The sequence below is a fragment of the Stenotrophomonas sp. 2YAF26 genome (assembly GCF_052114625.1).
In the GTDB taxonomy this organism is placed as follows: Bacteria; Pseudomonadota; Gammaproteobacteria; order Xanthomonadales; family Xanthomonadaceae; genus Stenotrophomonas; species Stenotrophomonas indicatrix.
Genome location: NZ_JBFRFC010000001.1, coordinates 410,565 through 429,472, shown reverse-complemented (window position 1 = coordinate 429,472; position 18,908 = coordinate 410,565). Strand labels below are relative to the sequence as shown.

Genomic DNA, 18,908 nt, shown 5'->3' with positions numbered 1-18,908 from the left:
ACGACATCATTCAAGGGGAATCACCATGCATCCGGCCGCGCCTGCAGCGCCCATCAACCAGATAGATGCCCTGCGCAGGCTGCAGCGACGCCTGCTGTTCGGTGGTGGCGGACTGATCAGCATCCTGATCGTGCTGACGGCCGTCGCCAGCCTCGTCGGTGGTATCGGCGAGTTCCATTCGCGCGAGCGCCAGACCTTCCAGGAGGCACAGTCGGCACTGGACTACTTCCTGTCCCAGCGCGATCGCGCCTATGCCAACAGCATCAATGCCAACGACGCGTTGTGGACCGACCAGCACGACGAGCTGCGACGATTGGGCTCTCCCTTGCTGACACCTTTCCTCGCGCAGGGACAACAGCTGGTGGTGCGTGCCGAAGGACGAGCGTCGGTGCCTTGGCTGGTACTTGGCAATCCCGCGCAGCCGATGCCGACGGGCGAGCTCGAAGCCTACCTGGGCATGCTGCATGAGTATTCGGCTTACACGGCTGCGACCATCACCGCCCTGCAGACGCAGGGGCCGATCATCATGTACGCGTATGAGCCCAAGGGACGGCTGTTGGCCGTAGCCGGTGTGATCGACGAGGCCCAGCTGCTGCAGACGCTGCGGGTGCCGACCCGTGCGCAGGCGTTCGAGAAGCTGATGCAGATGGAAGCCGCAGTGGGCGATCGGATTCCTGCCCCCGGTCCGGTGGCGGGGGCGGCGCAGGGGCGCCGCCTGGTGTCTTTCCTTGGTGACAATCCACTCAACGGTCAACCTGCGCTGATCGGTGTGATGACCATGGCGCGTGCGGACGTACCGTACTTCCGGCGCGTGGTGTTCGAATCCATCGACAACCTCAAGGGACGGCTGCAAGCAACCGATCCCGGCAGCTACCTGGTGACCACCGGTGACGGGCGTGTGGTGCTGGCGGGCGGGGCGCTCGCGCAATCACCCGCCACGTTGGCTTCGGCGCTGGCGGATGCGCGATCGGCCGCAGGGCAGCGCCAGTACCACGACGGCCGGTTCCTGGTCAGCGGCGCGCTGCGCGGGGTGGATTGGCGCCTTACCCACCTGTACGGCTGGGCAGACCTGTGGCGGGAGCAGCATGCGGCGATCCTGCTGCGCGTGTTCACTGCACTGCTGATCCTGGCGGCACTGTGGATGCTGCTGTGGCGGATGGACCGTCGCGTCTTCGCACCGGCGCTGGCCGATGCGTCGCGGGTGTATGAGAGCGAGGCGCTGAGCCAGGCCATCATCGGTACCGCACCCGTCGGCCTGGCGCTGCTGCGCCGGCGCGATGGTGCCGCACTGCTGCAGAACCAGGTGGCGCGCGAACTGGTCGGTCAATCCGGTCAGGACGAAGCGGTGCCGGAACTCTATGCCCAATTGATCGCGCATGCGCGTGGCCTGCCAGCCCGTGGCGGTGAATTCAACTGGGCGCTCGACGCCGGCACCGACGATGCCCGCCAGCTGCAGGTCGCCCTGGCGGTAGCCAACTACCACGACCAGCCGGTCTGGGTGTGCGCGATGCGCGATGCCACCGCGCAGGTCGAGCTCCAGCACACGCTGCAGCAGGCGCGGCAGGATTCGGAGCGTGCGCGCGAGGCGGCCGAGGCAGCCAGCCGTGCCAAGACCGCGTTCGTGGCGACGATGAGCCATGAAATCCGCACGCCGCTCAATGGCGTGCTGGGGCATCTTGAACTACTCGCACGCTCGCCGTTGCAGCCGGACCAGCATGAGCGGCTGCAGCGGATTCGACTGTCGGCCGATTCGCTGATGGCGATCATCAGCGACGTGCTGGACTTTTCCAAGATCGAAGCGGGGCAGCTGGATATCGATCCGCTGCCGTTCGCGCTGCGCCCGCTGATCGAACAGGCTGCGCTGCTGTACGCACCGGAAGCGCAGCGCAAGGACGTGAAGCTGTATTTCGCAATCGATCCATCGCTGGATGAGGCGTTCATCGGCGATGTCCACCGTATCCGCCAGATCCTCAACAACCTGCTGAGCAACGCGGTGAAGTTCACTGCCTCCGGTCGCATCACCCTGCGCGCCGAGGATGGTGGTGGAACAGGCGAGGAACGGCAGTTGCGCCTGCAGGTGGTCGACTCGGGCATTGGCCTTTCCGAGGAACAGGTTGCCACGCTGTTCCGCCCCTTCCAGCAGGGCGATGCCAGCGTCTCCCGGCGCTACGGCGGCAGCGGGCTTGGCCTGGCGTTGTGCCAGCAGCTGGCGCAGCTGCTGGGTGGCCGCATCCAGGTGCAGAGCACGCTGGGCGTGGGCAGCGTGTTCACCCTGGACGTCCCCGTTCAGCGTACAGCGGTTGCGACAGCGTCGGACCAGCCGCTGTCCGGTCGCCGCATTTCCCTGTTGTCGTCGGCGCAGGAGTGGCGGCAGGAGATCGGCCAGTTGCTGCACCGCTGGGGCGCCGATGTGACGGTGATCGAACGGCCTGCAGATGGTGCTCTGGGAACCGCGCTGCTGATCTTCGGCGAGCGCCGTGCCTGGACCGATGACGAAGAGCTGGCGGTGCTGCCCAGCTATGCCAGAGTGGTGCGGGCCTATCCCAGGGGACCGCTGTCGCCTGAGCAGCGCGATGATGCGGTGCACGTCTCCTGCTATGCCAGCCCGGCACTGCTGCAGGCGCTGCGCGGTGAGTCGATGCCCTTGCCGTGGACGCATGACGCTGCGCCGCGGACCGGTGTACGGTGCACGCGGGGGCGCGTTCTGCTGGTGGAGGACAATCCGGTCAATCGCGAATTGATCCAGCAGCAGCTGGAGGAGCTCGACTGCCAGGTTGATGCGATGGAGAACGGGCAGGTGGCGTTGACCGGCTGGCAATCGGGGGCGTGGGATATCGTGATGACCGACATCAACATGCCGGTCCTCGATGGCTACCAGCTTGCACGGGCGCTGCGAGGTCGCGGCGAGACGCTGCCGATCCTGGCCGTGACCGCTACCGCGCTGGCCAGTGAACGAGAACGCTGCCGCGCGGCGGGTATCGACGACCTGCTGCTGAAGCCGCTGGACCTGGCCCGGCTGCTGGCGATGCTGGACCGCTACCTGCAGGTGCTGCCGTCGCCGCCACGGCCGCTTTCGCCTGCAGGAAAGGACAAGCCACACAAGCTGCGTGCGTTGTTCGTGGAAAGCAGTACCCGCGATCTGGACAGGATGCAGGCCGCGGGCGAAAGCAGCGACGATGCGGCGTTGCTGGAACAGCTGCATGCGCTGAAGGGCGTACTGCTGATGATGGGTGAAAAGCCGCTTGGCGCGCGCTTCGGCGATGCCGAGCGGTTGCTGCGCGATGGACAGTCGCTGCCGGAGCACGAGCGCGTTGCACTGTTGTCCGATCTGCGCGATCTGATCGAAGCCTATCGCGATGGCCTGCGGGATGGCGCGTGAGCAGGCTGCCGCTACTCCGTATCCGGCCTGGCTGTACGCAGCCCCAGTTCGCTGGCGAACTTGAACAGATCGGCGTCCTTGTCGATGCCGAGCTTGGCCATTCCTGCGGTCTTCTGGGTACTGATCGTCTGCTTGCGGCGGTCCAGTCGGGTTGCGATTTCATTGACGCTCAACCCCGAGACGAACAACGCCAGCACCTCGTGCTCGCGGGGCGACAGCGCCGCGATGGCGCGCGGTGCCCCGCGTGCGGGGAGCAACTGGGTGATCGACGGCGACAGGTAGCGACGGTTGGCCCATGCCGCCGCAATCGCCGCCGGCACGTGGCTGGTGTCATCGGCCTTGCTCAGGATGTGGTCGATGCCACTGGCGTGAAGCGCCTGGATCATCACCGGCTGGTCGAGCCCGGTCATCACGATCAGGCGCAGGTCCGGAAAGTGGGTGCGCAGATGGTCAAGCAGCTGCAGCCCGTCACCAAAGGCACCGCCGGGCATTGCGTAGTCGGTCACCACCACGTCGCAGGCGGTCTGCTCCAGCAAAGCGACCAGCGCAGAGGAATCCCCCACCGCACCGATGCAGGAGAGGGTGGGGATTTCGTCGATGGCGGCTTCGATGCCCATGCGGATGACCGGATGATCGTCGGCGATGGCAACGCGGATGACGGGATGGGACATGGAGGGTCTCTGTTGATTAAACCGACAGAAATTGCCGTAATTTGCGCGGACCACTATAAGGCAGCCGACCGCCCTCGGGCAGGTCGTGCGATGAACCATCACGGGAGGAGGCGAGCATGCCGTTGAACATCGTTGTGGCCGATGACCATCCGGTCCTGTTGGCCGGCATGGAACACCTGCTTCAGGCCGTGCCGGACCTCGCCATTGCCGGACTGGTACGCGACTCCACCGAACTGGTCGATCTGCTCAGTCGCACACCGGTTGACGTGGCGGTCTGCGATTTCTCGATGCCCAACGGTCGCTACGGGGATGGCGTTACGCTGCTGCGATTCCTGCAGCGCCGCTTTCCGGCCCTTCACCTGGTGGTGCTGACCGGAATGGAAAGCCCCCTGGTCCTGCGCTCGATACAGCGGGCCGGGATATCCTGCATCGTCAGCAAGAGCGACCCCCTGGAACAGCTGATTCCAGCGGTACACGCCGCCAGCCGCAGGCAGGCCTTCATATCGGCGGAGATCGCGCGGTTGATCGCCGAGGATGGCACGCCCGGTAACGTGCAGGAGGCCGAGGCCCTGTCGAAGCGGGAATCGGAGGTGCTGCGGATGTTCGCCGAAGGGCTGAGCGTGATGCAGATCGCCGAGCGCGTTGGACGCAGCCGCAAGACCATCAGCACGCAGAAGATCGCAGCGATGCGCAAGCTCGGATTGCAGCGCGATGCGGAGATCTTCGAGTACGCGCTGACGCACGGCCTTGTGCAGGCGTCACAGAACGCACGCGCGGGCGCAGGCGGGGAAGGATCCTCCGACTGATTGAGGACGGGTCCGATGGATCCGGCGTCGCCCATGCCTAGGCTCGGAGACGTACCCCTTGCTGCGGTGATGATGTGCCCGTTCGAGACGACCCCCGTTTGACTGCCCTGCTGTTGCACTTCACCCGGCTGCCCGCAGCCGCGCAGGCGCACTTTCTCGAACTGTTGAACCACTACCTCTTCGCCTCGCCGAGGCGCCGCAGCCAGCTGCGCCGTCATTGGCACCTGCACGCGCCCGCCGACGACGAGGGCGATGACGTGTGATCCCCCGGCAAGCCGCGCTCAGCGGTCGCGGCCGAAATCTCGGCCGGGTCCGATGGAGGTCATCGGCTTTGATTCATAGCATTCCTCCCGTAGGCCAATGAACCGGCCTGCCGGGAAGGACGCTTATTCCCCAGGTGTCCCGCCCGCTCCCGGCCCCGCCGCTCTCCCCGGCGGCGGGGCCTTTCCTCCGCCTCGCGCGGATCACACCTGTGAAGAAGAATCCAACACCATGAAGCTCCTCCCGATTGCTTCCGCTGCAACCCTGCTGCTGGCCGCTGCGGCCGCCAATGCCCAGTCCTACGGCTCGGGCGTCATCGAATTCACCGGCGAAGTGACTGACCTGACCTGCACGATCTCGGGCGGTGCAGGCGCCATCGGCACCACCAACATCACCGTGCCGATGGACCCGGTCCAGGCCAACCAGCTGGCAGCTGCCGGTGATATCGCGGGCCTGCATCCGTTCCAGCTGGTCATCGGCGGCCCGGGCCAGGGTACCTGCCAGAACGGCAAGATCGCCGAGCTGTACTTCGACCCGACCGCGGGCCAGGTGGACGCGGGCAACGGCAACCTGCGCAACCAGGAAGCCAATGCGCCGGCCGTCAACACGCAGATCCAGGTGCTGTACAAGAACGCCGTGGTCGACCTGCGCGATCCGTCCTTCAAGACCGATCCGGTAACCATCGCCAACAACACCGCCGTGATCGACATGGCCAGCCAGTACGTCGCCGTCAATGGCGCTGCTGCGCCCGGCTTCGTGCAGTCGTACGTCAACTACAAGGTTGTCTACAACTGATGCCGCGCGGGGCCGTCGGCGCACGCCGGCGGCCCTGTGGCCGGCCTCATCCATGAGGTGATCCATGCTTTCCTTCAACCGCATGCTCTGTGCTGGCGTCCTCGCCATCGGCACATTGTTCGCCCAGGCTGCCGACGCATCGGTGGTGATTGGTGGCACCCGCGTGGTCTATCCCGCGCAGGACAAGGAAGTCACGCTCAAATTCATGAACGAAGGCGAGCGCGCCACGCTGGTCCAGGTATGGCTGGATGATGGTGACGAACAGTCCACGCCGGACAGCGCCAAAGCGCCGTTCGCGGTCGCGCCACCGGTGTTCCGCCTGGACCCGAATAAGCAGCAGACTGCTCGCATCCTGTTCACCGGCGCCACGCTGCCAGCCGATCGTGAAACGCTGTACTGGTTGAACATGCTCGAGATCCCACCGAAGACGGGCGGCAGCACGGCCAACATCCTTCAGTTCGCCTTCCGTACCCGCATCAAGGTCTTCTACCGCCCGCCAAACCTGGCTGGCGAGCCGGTGCTGGCGCACCAGAAGGTCCGTTGGTCGCTGCACTCCGCGTCCGGTGGACTGGTGCTGCGGGCGGACAACCCGACGCCCTACCACGTCAATTTCGCCAGCGTCGGCCTGTGGGCCAATGGCAAGGAAGAAGGCATGCAGGGCGGTGGCATGGTCGCACCGTTCGCACAGGCCGAGTTCGCGCTGGAGGATCTCTCAGTTCGTCCGCAGGGCGAGGTGAAGGGCGCGATCACCGTCATCAACGATTTCGGCGCCCTGGTGCCGACCCAGGTTGCCTTGCAGCCCTGATTACAGCGCGCACCAGTTGCGCGCCTTTCCCTGTCCCCGCGGAGACACCCTGATGAACGCCCCGATCCGGGCGCCGGGCAACGGCGCCTGTCGCCTGCGGCATGCCCGACTGCCGATGCTGGTGGCCACCATCCTGTTCACCCACACCGCATGGGCGACCGAACCCGGTGCCGATGACGCAGTGACGTTCGATGCAGCGTTCCTGCCGGCCGGTGCGTCAGCCCGCCTGGATCTTGAACGCTTCGCGCAGGCCGACTATGTCGCGCCGGGGACCTACCGTGGCGACGTCCGTCTCAACGGACAGTGGCAGGCGCGTACCGACATCCTCTACCGCGATGTGGAGGGCAGTTCCCGCCTGTGCCTGGATCCGGCCAACCWGCAGGCGTACGGCATCGCTCCGGCACGACTGCAGGCCGACGCGCAGCAGCTGCCCGTGTTGCCATGGCCGCAGGAGGTGTTCTGCGGAAGCCTGGGCGATCTGGTGCCCGGTGCCTCGGCAACGTTCGATGCGGGCAGCCAGACGCTGGACCTGCAGGTGCCACAGCTCTACCTGCGCAACGAAGCGCGCGGCTACGTCGATCCCAGCCAGTGGGATGCCGGCGTGCCCGCGTTCGCCTTGAGCTACAACGCCAACGCGTACCGCTACAACAACGGCAGTACGGCCCGCTATTCGGGCTTCCTGGGTGTGAACGCCACGGGCCGTGTCGCCGGATGGCAGCTGGTGCACCAGGGCGCGATGACGCTGGGGGGCAACCAGCCCCAGCGGTACCGCTCCACGGCCGCCTACCTGCAGCACGATATCGTGCGGTGGAAGGCGCAGCTGATGCTGGGCGACACCTCCACCCCGGGCGACCTGTTCGAAGGCGTACGCCTGCGTGGCATTCGCCTGGGCAGCGACGATCGCATGCTGCCGCAGTCACAGCGTGGGTTCGCACCGGTGATCCGTGGCGTAGCCGAGACAAACGCGCGGGTGATCGTGCGCCAGCGCGGCAGCGTGCTGCACGAGGCCAGCGTCGCGCCGGGGCCGTTCGAACTGGACGATCTGTATCCAACCGGCTATGCCGGTGACCTGGAGGTCGAGGTGCGCGAGGCGGATGGCCGCTCGCGCCGCTTCACCGTGCCGTACTCGGCGGTACCGCAGCTGCTGCGCCCAGGCCAGTCGCGCTGGAACGTGTCCGCCGGACGCGTTGACGAAAGCACGCTGCGTGCGGCGCCGGAGCTGCTGCAATTGCAGTACCAGCGCGGCCTCACCAACACGCTCAGCACCTACAGTGGCATGGTCGTGGGCGAGGACTACCGTGCCGGCCTTGCTGGGGCGGCGATCAACACGTCCTTCGGTGCGGTTGCTGCGGATGTGTCGCTGGCGCGGACGGCCGTGCAGGGGCTGCCGCCGATGTCCGGCAGCAGCTTCCGGCTGGCCTACAACCGCAACGTCGTGCGCACTGGAACGTCTTTCGCCGTGGCGGCCTACCGTTATGCCACCCGTGACTACGTGAGCCTGCGCGACTGGGCATCGTTGCGCGATGCGCGTGCCCGCGACCTGGACATCGACACGGTGGCCCGCCAGCGCAACCGCATGGATCTGAGCATGAACCAACAGCTGGGCGAGCGCGGCGGGCAGCTGTTCGTGATCGGCACACGCCGCGATTTCTGGAACGCACCGGGACGCCAGCTCGACCTGAGCATCGGTTACAGCAACCAGTGGAAAGCCCTGAGCTACAGCGTGAACTTCCAGCGTACCCGCGATTCGATCGACTTCGGTCGAGGCGCCTTGCAGGACAGCATTCCCGGCGTGGAGATGCCGGCAGCGAGGGCCCAGCAGGCGCGGGTCGACAACCGGCTGATGCTGATGGTGTCGTTGCCACTGGGCAGGTCACCGCGTGCGCCACTGGGCAACCTGATGCATACCCGAAGCCGTAATGGCGAGCCGGCCACGCAGCTGTCGACCAACGGCATCTCATCGCTGGACGATCGCTTCAGCTACGGGGCCACCCTGTCGCGCATCGCGGGCAGCAACAGTGTTGATCTCAATACCGGTTACCGGGGTGCGCGCGGCCAATGGACGGCCAGCGTCAGCAACGGCAGCGACTACACCCAGCTGGGCATGGGCGCGGCTGGCGGCATGGTGCTGCATGGCGACGGGCTGACCTTGTCCCCGCCGCTGGGCGAAACGGCAGCGCTGGTGCATGCCGCTGGCGCGGCCGGCGCGCGCATCGAGAACGGGGGCGGTGCACGCCTGGACAAGCGCGGCTATGCCGTGGTCCCGTTCCTGACGCCTTACCAGTTGAACACCATCTCGATTGATCCGAAGGGCACCGGCTTTGACGTGGAGCTGCAGGAGACCGCACGCAGCGTCGCGCCGCGTGCTGGATCCCTGGTGCGGCTGGCTTTCAGCACGCGCGCAAGCCACGGCCTGATGGTGGACGCACGTACCGATGACGGCCGGCCATTGCCGTTCGGCGCCGAGGCAACTGACGGCCAGGGCACCAATGTTGGTGTGGTGGGGCAGGGCAGCCGCCTGCTGCTCACCGGCCTGCAGGCATCCGGCCCGGTGCAGGTGCAGTGGGGTCCCGGCAGCGACGAGCAGTGCGTGATGCAGGTGCAGGTGCCGATGTCGCGTTCCAGCGACGGTTACACCGTAGTGGAAGCACGCTGCCAGACCGGCGCCGCCGCACAGCAGTCCGAGCCCGGCCCCCGTCCTCATGTGGCCACTCTGGAGAAAGCGCCATGAATCCGATTCTGTTGGTGGCCCGCGTCGTGCTCGCCATGTTGCTGCTGGCCAGTGCCTCTGCCTGGGCGCAGAACTGCCGGCTTGTCGATGGTGACGGGCCGTTGGTCAACATCGCCAATCTCAATGGCTCGATCACTGTCGGGCCGGACGTGCCGGTGGGTACCGAGATCTTCCGTGCGACTTACTATGCCGGCCCTACCAACCAGATTAGATGCTCGCCGGGTCGGATCGATCGCATCCGCCAATACACCTCGCTGCCGTATCGCGCGTCAAGCTATGTGCACCCGAACTACGGCACTGTCTATGAAACCAATGTGCCCGGCGTGGGTGTGGCCGTCTGGTTCAGCGGGGCTGGATTTCCGATCGCATCCGAAGGTGAAACCAACCTGCCGCCACCTACGGCCTTCCTGCTCTCGCCGCTCCAGTCCTACGACGTGAGCCTGATCAAGATCGGCCCCATCAACGCAGGCAGCGTGACCGGTATCAGCCTGCCGCAGTTCGAGTACCGGATGACCGGGGCCAACCGCGACGTGCTGTTGTGGAGCGGTCGCGTACAGGGCAGCCTGAACATCGTCTCGCGCACCTGCAGCGCCAGCGACGTGCCGGTGGACCTGGGCGTGCACCAGATGAGCGAGATCCCTGCGGTCGGCTCCACCACGGGCTGGGTGAATGTGCCCGTGGAGCTGCGCAACTGCCCTGCGTTCTTCGGACGCTACCGCGGCCACCTGACCACCGGTACGGTGCAGACCGCGAACGGGCGGGTGGACAACCGAATCCGCTATCGTGTCGATCCGGTCACTGCTGTGGCCGACCGCACGCGATCGGTCATGGCGCTGCAGGATGACGGCGTCAACATGACCGCCACCGGCATCGGCATCCAGATTGGAACACAGGCGCAGGACTCGGTCGGCTTCAACACCATGCGCGATTCCGGCGTGGCCCTGACCGAGGTCAACAACGCGCAGTACACGATCATGCTGCGCGCACGCTACTACCGGCTTGCAGCTGCCGCATCCTCGGGGCAGGCCAATGGCGCGGCCACCATCACGCTGGAGTACAACTGACATGCGCGCCGTGCTGTTGCTGACCACGCTTGCTGCGCTGCTGCCAGTGCCATCGCATGCGGCCGACCTGACCCTGCGTTTCAGCGGCCGTTTCCAGCCGGGAACCTGCCAGTTCAGCGTCGCCGATGTCGACGTGGGTACCTTCGACGCGACGTACTTCACGGCGAATACGCAGTCTCCCATGGTCAGCTTCACGCTCAACCGCAGCAGCTGCGCCAGTGACCTGCGGGTGCTGCACGTGCGCATGGCGGGCACCGCCGACAGCAGCGACGCACGTTACTTCGCCATACCCACCACAGGCGGTGTGCGCGGCCTGGCGGTGTGGTTGTACACGCCCACCCAGCAGACCCTGGCGCCCAACCAGGCCGGCTTCGATTGGATTACCAATGGAACGCCGGCGGCCGGACACCTGCTCTACGCACGCCTGGTCCGCACCGGCACGGTGTCAGCAGGCACCATCAACACCCCCGTGACCGTACAGGTCACCTATAACTGAGGCGCATATGCATCGCACAGCTCTTTTCCTGGTGCTGGCCATGTTGGCGGCCAACGTGCGGGCGCAGGACACCCAGCCATTCACCGTGTCCGGCGAGATCCTGCCCGGCGCATGCCGGATCTCCTTCCCGGACGTGGACCTGGGCTCGCACCAGGCCAACGTCTTCACTGGCAGCCATGGCACCGCCTACGTTGATTTCAGCGGCACCGTCAGTGACTGCGATCCCTTGATCCTGCGCGTGGCCATGACCTTCGATGGCACCGCCGACAGTCACAACAGCGCGTTGTTCGAGGGTGTGCCCGGCGTGGGCATACAACTGGTACGCGTGGTGTCGTCGTTGAACATACCCCTTCCACCGGGTGGCAGCACCCAATACGTGACGGCGGACGGCGTCTACCCGTTCCGTGCGCGCCTGCTGCAATCGGCGATGCCGGTCTCCGTTGGACGCATCCAGCGGCCCATCACCGTTTCCCTGACCTACAACTGAGAGCTTCCATGCATCTTCCGATTCCAGGCCTGCTGCTCGCCGCCGTGCTGACGCTGTCCGGTGCAGCATCGGCGCAGACCGCCACCACCACCAATTTCAACGTCACCGGCACCATCCTGCCGGGCGTATGCCGCATTGCCGTGGCCGATGTCGACCTGGGAACCTATCAGGCCACCCAGTTCAGCGGTGCGTTCAGCACGCCGTTCCAGGCCGTCAACGTGGTGGTCAGCCAGTGCGATCCTCTGGTCGCGCGGGTGGGCCTGCACTTCAATGGCGTGGCCGACAGCAATGACGCAACGCTGTTCCAGGGCGTTGCCGGCATCGGCATCGAGCTGCAACGTACCAGCAGTGGGGCACGCATGCGGCCCGGCGGGTGGACCCAGATGGCGACGGCCGCCGGCACCCACGCCTTCCGCGCGCGCTTCGTGCAGAGCGCGGCGACGGTTTCTGCAGGCGCGGTGAGCCGCCCGATCACGGTCACGATGACCTACAACTGATTGCCCGGCGGACTGAACGGCAGGTCGTTCAGCCAGCGCCGCAGGCGCCATTTAGGCCCCGTCCGATTCGAGACGAGGCCGCTGCTTTCTAGCATTTCCCCGTAGACGCGGCATCGGCCGCCATTCAACCGCCCGACCAAGCAGGCGCATTGCCTACGGAGAACATCATGAACAGCATCTACCGGATTGTGTGGAACGCGGCCATCGGAAAGTGGGTGGTTGCTTCAGAGCTGGCCACCGGCCGCAGGAAGAAGGGTGGCAAGATTGCCGCACGCGGGCTGGCTGCGGCCAGCCTGCTGATGCTGGCCCTGCCGTCGTGGGCGGCCGAAGACAACAGCACTACGTGTGCCTTGGCGCAGGGCCAAGGGGGTGTGATCGATGTTGAGGGCCGCTGTGTGGCCACTGATGCCGATGCGAACGCAGATGCGGCAGCGCAGGCCCGCACCATTGGTGTACAGGCCGCGGTGGATGACCTGTATGTGAAGGTCAATGGCTCGGGTACGGCTGCCACGGCCGCAGGAGTGGGCGCGATCGCCATCGGCAACAACGCACGCGCCTTGGCCGATGCGGACGGCAACGCGAACAACGCCATTGCGATGGGCGCCAACGCCAGCACCCAGGGCAACAACGCAGTCGCCATCGGTATGGGTGCAAGTGCCAACAGCCAGAACGCGCAGGGCGCGGCAGGTTCGCTGGCCGTGGGTGCCAATGCCAGCGCCGGCGGCTGGAACAGCGTGGCCGTGGGCTACAACACCAATGCTGGCGGCTCGGCAGCAGTGGCTGTGGGGCGCGGCGCGCGCGGCAGCGCCACCGAAGCTGTGGCGATGGGTGACAACGCCTCGGTCAGCGGTTCCGGCGGCGTTGCCCTCGGCGGTTCGTCGCAGGTTACGGCTGCCGGTGCGGTGGCGATCGGCCGTGCATCGGTCGCCAACCGTGAAGACACGGTGTCGGTCGGCAGCACCACGTTGCGCCGCCAGGTCGTCAATGTTGCAGCGGGTACGCAGGCCAACGACGCGGCCATCGTGCAACAGCTGCGTGCCGGTGTGCAGGCGCTGGGTGGCGGCGCCGATGTTGCTGCCGACGGCAGCATCACCGCGCCCAGCTACGTGCTGGGCCATGGCGGCACCCACACCACCGTCGGCAGCGCGCTTGAGGCGCTGGACGACGGCCTGACCACCACTACGACCACCCTGAACCAGCTGAGCACTTCGCTCCAGAACGGCACCGTGGGCCTGGTGCAGCAGGCGGCGCCGGGTGCCGACCTGACCGTGGGCGCCAGCACCGACGGTGCGGCGGTGGACTTCAACGGCACTGCCGGGGCGCGTCGCCTCCGTGGCGTGGCCGATGCGACGGCGGCCGACGAAGCCGTGACGCTGGGTCAGCTGCAGGCATCCTCGGCGTCGGTGGCCGATGCGATCGGCGGTGGCAGCGCTGTCGATGCGCAGGGGCGCATCGGTGCACCGACCTACACCGTGGGCGGCAGCAACTACGGCAACGTGGGTGATGCATTGACTGCGCTGGACGGTCGTGTCGGCAGTACCGGCCAGGATCTGGTTGACCTGCGCGACGCGCTGAATGCAGGGAGCCGCTATTTCAAGGCGGACGGTTCGGGCGTGGCCGATGAGGCGGCTGCAACGGGTTCGGGCAGCATCGCCGCGGGTGCCAGCGCCGCCGCGAGTGCGGCACAGGGTGTGGCCATCGGCTGGGGCGCACATGCAAGCAATGGCGACGGCGCTATCGCACTGGGTGCGAATGCGCGTGCCACGGGTGAGAATTCGGTGGCTCTGGGTGCTGAGGCGGTAGCAGACCGCGACAACGTGGTGTCGGTTGGCTGGGGCATGGGTGGTAACGGCACCCGCCAGGTCATCAACGTGGCCAACGGTACCGAGGCCGCAGATGCGGTGAACGTGCAGCAGCTGCATCCGGTCATCGAGGGCCTGGGCGGCGGTGCGGCGCACAACGCGTCGACCGGCACCGTGACCGGCCCGCGATACAGTGTGCAGGGCCAGACCTTCGACAACGTCGGCGATGCGCTGTCCTCGGTTGATGGTGGCCTGACCGTGATCGACGGACGTGTGACCCGCAACGAAGGCGATATCACCCAGCTGCGTCAGCAGCTGGTGGAACTGGGCAATGGCGAAGCCGGCCTGGTGCAGCAGTCCGCTGCGGACGCTGCAGTGACGATCGGCGCAGGTACCGGTGGCACCGTGGTGGATCTGCGCGGTACCGACGGCGAACGCCAGCTCAAGGGTGTGGCTGCCGGCACCGATGCCGGTGATGCGGTGAACCTGGGCCAGCTGAACTCGGCCGTCGATGACCTTCGCGCCACCGGCAACCGCTATGTGCGGGTCGATGGTGCGGGCGATGGCAGTGATGACGCGCAGGCCAACGGGCAGGGTGCGATGGGGGTTGGAGCATCGGCCCAGGCCAATGGTGCGGGCAGCGTGGCGTTGGGCCAGGGGGCGGTGGCGCAGGCTGACAACAGCGTGGCGCTGGGCGCGGGTGCCGTTGCCGATCGCGCCAACAGCGTGTCGGTCGGTGCGGCCGGTGCCGAACGCCAGATCACCCATGTGGCCGATGGCAGCGAGGATACCGATGCGGTGAACCTGCGCCAGCTGAAGGCGGCCGGGCTGGTCGGCGATGGCGGGCAGATGCTGGACGCGGTGACCTACGATGCCGGCAGCCAGCGTGCACAGGTCACTTTCGGCGGCGCCAATGGCACCGTATTGTCCAACGTGGCCGATGGTCGTGTGGGTGCAGGCAGCCGCGAGGCCGTGAACGGTGGCCAGCTGGCCGCCCTGCGTGACCAGCTGCAGGGCCGTATCGGCGATCTGGATGGCCGCGTCGGCGCACTGGAAGTGGGCGATGCCAGTGGCGGCAATCCGCCGTACTACGGTGCGAATCCGCAGCCCGGCGATCAGGCCGGTGACAACCCCGCCCAGGCCATCGGCCAGGGCAGCGTGGCGGCGGGTGCGGGTGCGGAAGCCCGGGCCGACAACAGTGTTGCGCTGGGTGCCGGTTCGGTGGCCGACCGCGAGAACAGCGTGTCGATCGGCCGCGAAGGCGGCGAGCGCCAGATCACCAACGTGGCGGCCGGCGTGCAGGCCACCGATGCGGTGAACGTGGGCCAGCTGCAACAGGGTGTACACGACGCCAAGGCGTATGCCGACGAGCGCGTGCAGGATGCCTGGAGCGGCCTGGAGCAGCGTCTGGACCAGGTCAACCGCCAGGCCAACCGGGGAATCGCCGCAGCCGCTGCGCTGGCGCCGATGACGCCGTACCTGCCGGGCAAGACCACCATCAACGCGAACCTGGCCAATTACCGTAGCGAAACGGCGATGGGCGTGGGCGTGTCGCGCTGGAGCGACAACGGGCGCGTCAATGTCAACGGTGGCGCGTCCATGGCGCGCGGCGACAAGCCGATCTTCCGCATGGGCGTCGGCGTGGTGCTGGGCGACTGAACCCGGAGCGGGGTGCGCCGGCTCACGTCGCACCCCGCCGCAACCCGCTGAATCACAAACCATTCCACGGGTGTATCCGGGCGCGCTTTAGGCCGCGTCCGATACGCCATCGGGGGGCGCTTGCCTAGTATCTGGCCATGGCTGGAACGGCCTGCTGCCACCCCCAATGGGCGCTTGCGCCCTCGGAGAACGACCATGAACTGCATCTATCGCATCGTCTGGAACGCGGCCATCGGCAAGTGGGTGGTCGCCTCGGAACTGGCCCGGGGCCGTCGCCGTCGCGCGGGTGCGGGCGTCGCCGCCTTGCTCCTCGCGATGGTCGCGCCAAACGTGCTTGCCAGCGACATCCAGCAGGTACTGTGCAGCGCACCGTACGAACCGCAGGAAGGCGCCTGCCTGGACCCCGCCACGCCGCGTGGCGCCCTGCCGTTGGCTGCAACCGATGACAGCCTGCTGTTGGTGAACACCGGCAGCAATGCCACTGCCGCCAGCGTCAACGGCATCAACATGATCGCTATCGGTAGCAACGCCGTTGCGCGACCGGCCAGCAATGGCGCCAACAACGGTGCCATCGCACTGGGCAGCAACACGGTGGCCGCCGGCAGCAACGCTGTGTCGATCGGCTTCGGTGCCGCCGCAGACAGTCAGAACGGCTCGGGCGCCAGTGGCGCGACCTCGCTGGGCGCCAGCACGCGAACCACCTGGAACGCGACCGCGATTGGCTTCCAGGCCAACGGTGCCGGTACCGTGGTGACCGCATTGGGGTCGGCGGCAGTAGCCACCGGCGAGCGAGGCATTGCCCTGGGGCGCGCTGCTACCGCCACCGGGCAATACTCCTCCGCGATCGGCGCAGGCGCCCGCGCCACGCACGCCAACAGTGTTGCCATCGGCGCCGGTTCGGTCAGCCGCGGCAACGCCACGGTTGCGCTGGGTTCAACCACCGCACGCCGTGGCATCGAGAGCATGGCCGATGGCACCCAGGACAATGACGCGGTCAGTGTGCAGCAGCTGCAGGGACTTCTGCAGGCGACCGGTGGTGCGTTGTCGGCCGATGGCACTGTCATCGCGCCCGACTTCGATCTCGCCCACGGCGGAACCCATACCACCATCGGCAGCGCGCTCACCGCGCTGGACGGCGGCCTCTCCAGCGTTGACGTATCGGTGAACGATCTGCATACGCGGATCAGCCAGGGCACCATCGGCATGGTCCAGCAGGCCGCGCCGGGCAGCGACCTGACGGTCGGTGTGGATCGTGATGGCGCCGCCATTGGTATGGCTGGAACTGCAGGCGCCCGCCGTCTGGGCGGTGTGGCCGATGCCGTTGCTGGCGACGAGGCCATCAACAAGGCGCAGTCCGATGCCGCCGTGGCCAGTGTGGCAGCGGCGCTTGGCGCAGGCGCGGGCGTGGCCGCCGATGGCACCCTGCGGGCGCCGGACTTCGATGTGGTGGGTACCACCGTGCACAGCGCCGGTGATGCGTTGCATGCACTGGATGCGGAAGACCGCGCGCAGCGTGCCGCACTGGTCGATCTGGGCGGCGATCTGGTGGTTGCCCAGCGCTACTTCCAGGCCGCAGCCGGTGATGTCGATGCGCCCGCGACCACCGGCGCGACCGGCAGCACGGCGCTGGGCAGTGCGGCCGCAGCGGGCGGCCAACATTCACTGGCCGTGGGTGCCGACGCGCGTGCTGCCGGGCAGGACAGCGTCGCCATCGGTGCCGGCGCGCGCGCCAACGGCGAGAATGCGGTGGCGCTGGGCGCCGGCTCGGTTGCGGATCGCGACCAGGTGCTGTCCCTTGGTGGCGGCTCTATCGGTACGCGCCAGTTGATCAACGTGGCCAACGGCACCGAAGCGACCGATGTGGTCAACCTTCAGCAGCTGCGGAGCGTGGTTGCCGCCCTCGGCGGCGGCGCGCACGTCGACGCGACGACCGGCAACGTGACAGGCCCGACCTACATCGTGCAGGGCAGCCGTTTCCACGATGCGGGCTCCGCGCTGGGTGCAGTGGACGGGCAGCTGCAGCTGTTGGACCAGCGGGTCACCCATACCGAAGACGACGTGCTGGACACGCAGCGCCAGATCGATGCGTGGAACGACGGCGACGCAGGCCTGGTACGCCAGGATGCCGCCAGCGGCGACATTGCCGTGGCGGCCGGCCGCGCCGGTAGCGTGGTCGACCTGACGGGGTCGGCGGGTGCGCGGCAGTTGAAGGGCCTGGCCGCTGCCGATGACGCAACCGATGCAGTGACCCTGGCACAGATGCAGGACGGCCTGTCGGCGGCGCAGCCAGAGGACAGCCGCTATCTGAAAGTTGACGGTCGTGCTGATGGCAGCGACGACGCCTCGATCAGCGGTGTGGGTGCGCTGGCCATCGGCGCGTCGGCGCAGGCCGACGGTGCTGCGGCCATCGCGCTGGGGCAGGGGGCGAAGGCGTCTGCGGACGGTGCCGTTGCACTGGGCGCAGGGTCGGTGGCCGACCGTGCCAACGCCGTATCGATCGGGCGTGATGGTGCCGAGCGCCAGATCACCCACGTGGCCGATGCCAGCGAGGACACCGACGCCATCAATCTGCGCCAGCTGAAGCAGGCCGGGCTGGTTGGCGACAATGGTGATGTCCAGGAGACGGTCGGCTATGTGGCGGGCAGCGATCGCAGCCAGGTGATGTTCGGTGGGGCCGCAGGCACCGTGCTGGCCAACGTCGCCGACGGTCGCGTGCAGCTGGGCAGCCGCGAGGCGGTCAATGGCGGCCAGTTGTCGGCCATCGGCGAAGGCATCGGCCGGCAGCTGGATGGACTACAGGATCGTGTCGGCGCGCTGGAAGGCCAAGCGGGCGGTGGTGCCGGGTCGGATCTACCCTACTACGGCGCTACCGGCAACGAGGCGCTGGTGGCCGATGGTGCGCCGGCTGAAGCCACGGGCCAGGGCGCCGTGGCAGCCGGTTCCGGCGCGCAGGCGAGTGAAGACAACAGTGTGGCGCTCGGTTCCGATGCCATCGCCGATCGCGCCGACAGCGTGTCGGTCGGGCACGTCGGAGGCGAGCGCCAGATTGCCCATGTGGCCGCTGGCAGCGCCGATACCGACGCGGTCAACGTGGCGCAGCTTCAGGAGCAGATGGCTTCGGTGAACCGCTATACCGACCAACGCGTTGAGGCGATGGAGCAGGCCATTGGCGCACAGGCCTCGCACATGTCGCGACAGATCAATCGCGGCATCGCTGCCTCGGCGGCGCTGGTACAGGTCACACCCAACCTGCCGGGCAAGGTCACGTTGAACTTCGGTACGGCCAGCTATCGCGGCGAGTCCGCATTGGCCCTGGGGTTGTCACGCTGGAGCCGCGATGGCCGCTACAACGTCAACGGCGGGGTATCGGTCGCGCGGGGTGACCAGCCGCTGCTGAGCATTGGCTTTGGTATGGCCTTTGATTGATGGTTGCCCGCTGATTGCAGAGGCATGGC

At 67.2% G+C, this 18,908-nt stretch carries 13 protein-coding genes; 12 read left to right on the top strand and 1 reads right to left on the bottom strand.

Annotation, left to right across the window (positions count from 1 at the left end):
- Window positions 1-25 precede the first annotated feature (25 nt).
- Complete coding sequence (locus tag AB4Y98_RS01900) at window positions 26-3,379, top strand: ATP-binding protein (protein WP_442243648.1); 3,354 nt, start codon at window positions 26-28, stop codon at window positions 3,377-3,379.
- 11 nt (window positions 3,380-3,390) lie between these two features.
- On the opposite strand, the gene AB4Y98_RS01895 is transcribed toward AB4Y98_RS01900, so the two are convergent.
- The gene (locus tag AB4Y98_RS01895; protein ID WP_230109314.1) at window positions 3,391-4,050 is read right to left on the bottom strand and encodes a response regulator; all 660 of its coding nucleotides are present in this window, start codon (window positions 4,048-4,050) and stop codon (window positions 3,391-3,393) included.
- A 116-nt stretch (window positions 4,051-4,166) separates the two neighbouring features.
- On the opposite strand from AB4Y98_RS01895, the gene AB4Y98_RS01890 reads away from it, so the two are divergent.
- The 11 genes from AB4Y98_RS01890 (at window position 4,167) to AB4Y98_RS01840 (ending at window position 18,879) form a co-directional block, all read left to right on the top strand.
- Window positions 4,167-4,856, top strand: coding sequence for a response regulator (locus tag AB4Y98_RS01890; RefSeq protein WP_442243647.1), 690 nt, complete (start codon window positions 4,167-4,169; stop codon window positions 4,854-4,856).
- Window positions 4,857-4,954: 98 nt separating this feature from the next.
- Window positions 4,955-5,119, top strand: coding sequence for a hypothetical protein (locus tag AB4Y98_RS01885; protein WP_230109316.1), 165 nt, complete (start codon window positions 4,955-4,957; stop codon window positions 5,117-5,119).
- Window positions 5,120-5,348: 229 nt separating this feature from the next.
- A complete protein-coding gene (locus AB4Y98_RS01880) occupies window positions 5,349-5,912 on the top strand; it encodes a fimbrial protein (protein WP_230109317.1) in 564 nt (187 codons plus the stop codon).
- A gap of 64 nt (window positions 5,913-5,976) precedes the next feature.
- A complete protein-coding gene (locus tag AB4Y98_RS01875; RefSeq protein ID WP_442243646.1) occupies window positions 5,977-6,717 on the top strand; it encodes a fimbrial biogenesis chaperone in 741 nt (246 codons plus the stop codon).
- Window positions 6,718-6,769: 52 nt separating this feature from the next.
- Complete coding sequence (locus AB4Y98_RS01870; protein WP_442243645.1) at window positions 6,770-9,448, top strand: fimbria/pilus outer membrane usher protein; 2,679 nt, start codon at window positions 6,770-6,772, stop codon at window positions 9,446-9,448.
- Complete coding sequence (locus AB4Y98_RS01865) at window positions 9,445-10,512, top strand: fimbrial protein (RefSeq protein ID WP_442243644.1); 1,068 nt, start codon at window positions 9,445-9,447, stop codon at window positions 10,510-10,512. Before AB4Y98_RS01870 ends, AB4Y98_RS01865 begins: the two co-directional genes overlap by 4 nt.
- 1 nt (window position 10,513) lies before the next feature.
- Window positions 10,514-11,008, top strand: a complete 495-nt coding sequence (locus AB4Y98_RS01860; protein WP_363733414.1) for a fimbrial protein — start codon at window positions 10,514-10,516, stop codon at window positions 11,006-11,008.
- Between the two features lie 7 nt (window positions 11,009-11,015).
- The gene (locus AB4Y98_RS01855; protein WP_442243643.1) at window positions 11,016-11,495 is read left to right on the top strand and encodes a fimbrial protein; all 480 of its coding nucleotides are present in this window, start codon (window positions 11,016-11,018) and stop codon (window positions 11,493-11,495) included.
- Window positions 11,496-11,503: 8 nt separating this feature from the next.
- Complete coding sequence (locus tag AB4Y98_RS01850; RefSeq protein ID WP_442243642.1) at window positions 11,504-11,992, top strand: fimbrial protein; 489 nt, start codon at window positions 11,504-11,506, stop codon at window positions 11,990-11,992.
- A gap of 167 nt (window positions 11,993-12,159) precedes the next feature.
- Window positions 12,160-15,453, top strand: a complete 3,294-nt coding sequence (locus tag AB4Y98_RS01845) for an ESPR-type extended signal peptide-containing protein (RefSeq protein ID WP_442243641.1) — start codon at window positions 12,160-12,162, stop codon at window positions 15,451-15,453.
- A 195-nt stretch (window positions 15,454-15,648) separates the two neighbouring features.
- The gene (locus AB4Y98_RS01840) at window positions 15,649-18,879 is read left to right on the top strand and encodes a YadA-like family protein (RefSeq protein ID WP_442243640.1); all 3,231 of its coding nucleotides are present in this window, start codon (window positions 15,649-15,651) and stop codon (window positions 18,877-18,879) included.
- Window positions 18,880-18,908 lie beyond the last annotated feature (29 nt).